The following is a 703-nucleotide window of genomic DNA, read 5'->3' as shown; positions in this document are numbered from 1 at the left end:
CACCGACCAACCCGACCACGAACGCCACCTCGTCCTCCCCTTCGCCTGGAACGACGTCCACCTCTACGCCGGCGCAGCCACCACCCTCCGCGTCCACATCGGCTTCCAGGGCCAGGACACGATCAGCATGCGGTTGGCCGACACCGTCGGTAATCCGGTGGCCTCGGTGGGCTCGTGGGTGGCGCGGCCCGTGGGGGACGAGTTGCGGCAGAGCGGTTCGGGGGTGTCCGAGCAGCCGATGTTCCGTCTGACGTGGGAGGTTTCGGCGGCGCAGCCGACCGAGGCGTCGGTTCCGGTCGTGCCGGTGGAGTCGGTGGCGGACGTACGGGCTGTGGCCGGTGCGGACGACGTGCCCGACGTGGTCGTTCTGCACATGTCCGGCGAGAGCAACGGGGACGACTGTGATGCGGCGGCCGTGCACGCGCTGTCGAGCCATGTGCTGGAGGTCGTCCAGGCGTATCTGGCCGAGCCCCGTCTCCAGGACACGAGCCTGCTCGCCGTCACCCACGGCGCCGTATCCGTTGCTCGTCCCACCGAGTTGACGGATCTCTCCGCTGCCACGGCCAATGCCCTGCTGCGTTCGGCTCAGGCGGAGAACCCCGGCCGGATCACCCTCCTCGACACCGACGACACCATCCCCCTCAACCGTATCGCCGCCACCCTGAACACCCTCGACGAACCCCAACTCGCCATCCGCCAAGGC

General features: G+C 69.3%; 1 protein-coding gene. It reads left to right on the top strand.

Annotated elements, in window-relative coordinates; translation table 11 throughout:
- The coding region (locus ADK36_RS10055; protein WP_425315499.1) for a SpnB-like Rossmann fold domain-containing protein at positions 1-703 on the top strand (703 nt) is incomplete at both ends.

It is taken from the genome of Streptomyces viridochromogenes, assembly GCF_001270495.1.
Lineage (GTDB): Bacteria > Actinomycetota > Actinomycetes > Streptomycetales > Streptomycetaceae > Streptomyces > Streptomyces viridochromogenes_A.
This window is presented reverse-complemented; position numbering and strand designations above follow the sequence as displayed.